At 72.1% G+C, this 2,472-nt stretch carries 1 protein-coding gene and 1 pseudogene; both read left to right on the top strand.

The features are described 5' to 3' along the window. Positions 1 to 886: pseudogene (locus tag D7V97_RS42210) on the top strand (MtsA protein); the annotation flags it as partial. A 124-nt stretch (positions 887 to 1,010) separates the two neighbouring features. Further along, the coding region (locus D7V97_RS42205) for a calcium-binding protein (protein WP_120616163.1) at positions 1,011 to 2,472 on the top strand (1,462 nt) is incomplete at its 3' end.

The following is a 2,472-nucleotide window of genomic DNA, read 5'->3' as shown; positions in this document are numbered from 1 at the left end:
GGGACGCACGCTCTACGTGCTCAACCGCTTCACGGGCACGGTGGCGGTGGTGGACGTGCGCGAGGCGCGGACGGGCAGGGCGCGGGTGCTGCGGCAGTGGCCGGTGGTGGACGTGCGCTCGCGCGAGCAGCGCCGGCTGGGCCAGGTCCTCTACTTCTCCGACGTGGGCCGCACGGGCATGAGCTGCGATGCGTGCCACCTGGAAGGACACACCGGCGGCGTCTTCTTCGAAAAGACGCGGCCCATGCGCATCTACCGCTCCACGACGGCGCTGGGCAGCCGGGACACGCCGCCCTACTTCACGCCCGCGAGCACGCGCACCCTCGCGGAGACGGCGGAGACGGTGGGCGGGCGCAACCGCTACCACAACCCGGATCCGCTCCCGTCGGAGGTGGAGGCCCTGGCGCTCTTCACGTCCCTGCTGCCCACGCCGCCCAACCCCTACCGCGACGCGGACGGAGCACCGCTGGAGACGGTGCCCCTGCCGGAGGGCCGGAGCGGGCACCCCGCGAAGGGCCGGGCGCTGTTCGAGGGCCGGGCCCGGTGCGCGACCTGCCACCCCGCACCGTTGTTCACCCTGGATCAGGACCCCTCCACCCGCGGGCAGTACCAGGACGTGGGCACGCCGGTGGCGCTGCCGCTGCGCCTGGAGCAGCAGCATCTGGTGACGGGCGCGGCGCCGCCCTCGCTGGTGGGAACCTGGGACGTGTGGCCGCTGCTCACGAGCGCCACCGCGGGCTACGCGGTGCAGGAGGACCGGCTCGTGGTGGGCTCCCGCTTCCCGCTGCGCACCCTGCTGGAGACCCCCGGCCTGAAGCACGGCGACGCGCTGGCGCTCACGCCGGAGGAGCGTGACGACCTGGTCGCCTACCTGCTCACGCTCTGAGGAGAATGCACGTCCACGTTTCCGCGCCCGAACGAAATGTCGGTCCTGATTGCGCATCTTCGCGCCGCCTCATTCCTCGGGTCGCTTGCGTCGGATGGGGTGGCTGGGGTCTACAATCCGACGAATGCGTTCCTCCCCCCGGGTCGCCTGGCGCTTCGCCCCCGCCCTGCTGCCAGCCCTGTTGCCAGCCCTGTTGCTGTCCTGCTCCGACGCGGGGCTGTACGCGCTCGACCGCCGCGCGGGCGGGTCCAAGGACCGCGCCAGCTTCGAGGGGGACCTCTGCGTCCCCGAGGCCACTGGCGACGCGTTCCCCGTGAAGGTCGTCTTCGCCCTCCAGGGCGGCACCGGCGTGGAGACGGAGCTGGTGGGCTACGCGGTGGACGGGCTCACCACGCTCACCTCGCGCTTCACCGGCCCGCAGATGCGCTTCGGCCTCGTGGCCTTCCACTCGGTGGCCACTGGCCTGCAGGGCAGCTTCACCGACGCGGCCACCTTCCAGTCCGTCCTTCCGCGCTACGCCAGCTACCAGCAGCAGGGCCCCATCAGCATCCGCTCCGCGCTGCGGCTGGCCAAGAGCCTGATGTCCGGCGACATGCAGGCCTCCTGCCGGGGCGAGGTCGCGCGCACGCGCTACATCGTGGTGCCCGTCATCCGCAGCTCGGACGTGAGCTGCGACAACCCGGCGTACAACATCGGCATCGACAACCGCTGCACCACGCTGGCGGAGGCCGCCGGTTGCGGCGCGAGCCCGGAGGCCCAGGCCAACTGCAACGCGTCCTGCAGCCAGTGTGAATTGACCGCCGTGACGGGGGAGCTCAAGGCGCTCGCGGACCAGTTCGGCGCGGGCGAGGTCAGCATCCAGCCCGTCTACGTGCGCGGCGCCACGCCGGACCCCGTCACCCGCCTCCAGGTGGCCGCCATCGCCAACGCGGGCGGCAGCGAGCCGGTGGAGACCGACTTCGCCGGCCTGCCCAACACGCTCGCGCGGCTGGACTACGGCTCGCTCGACAACGCGCTCAAGCTCAAGCGCTTCGTCGCCTTCAACCGCAACGTCCAGGTGCGCGACGGTCAGATGTACGCCGACAGCGATGGCGACGGCATCGGTGACGACGACGAGCGCGCGCTCGGCCTGGACCCCGTCATCCCCGACACCGACCAGGACGGCCTGATGGACGGCGTCGAGCTGCGCATGGGCCTGGACCCGCTCGCCGTGGACGTCATCAACGGCTGCAGCGTGGTGCAGGACACCGACGGCGACCGCCTCAACGACTGCGAGGAGCGCGTGCTCGGCACCGACGCTTGCGTGGGCGACACCGACGGCGATGGCCTGCCGGACCTCGTGGAGGCCCTGTCGCAGACCAACCCGCTCGTCCCCGAGGACCTGCTCGACAGCGACCGCGACGGCCTCACCAACGTCGCCGAGGTCGAAGCCCACGGCGACCCCCTGAGCGCCGACCGCGACTTCCACCGCGAGCGCGGTTACGGCTACTCCGTCGTCCCGCTGCCCATCGCCGACAGCAGCGACCCGGCCTGCTACCGCACCCGCGTGGAGAACGTCTCCCTCGTCCCCACCCTGGAGCGCCCCC

Source organism: Corallococcus sp. CA053C, from assembly GCF_003611675.1.
Lineage (GTDB): Bacteria > Myxococcota > Myxococcia > Myxococcales > Myxococcaceae > Corallococcus.
Note: the sequence above shows the minus strand (reverse complement) of the source record. Positions and strands in the feature narration are given on the sequence as shown.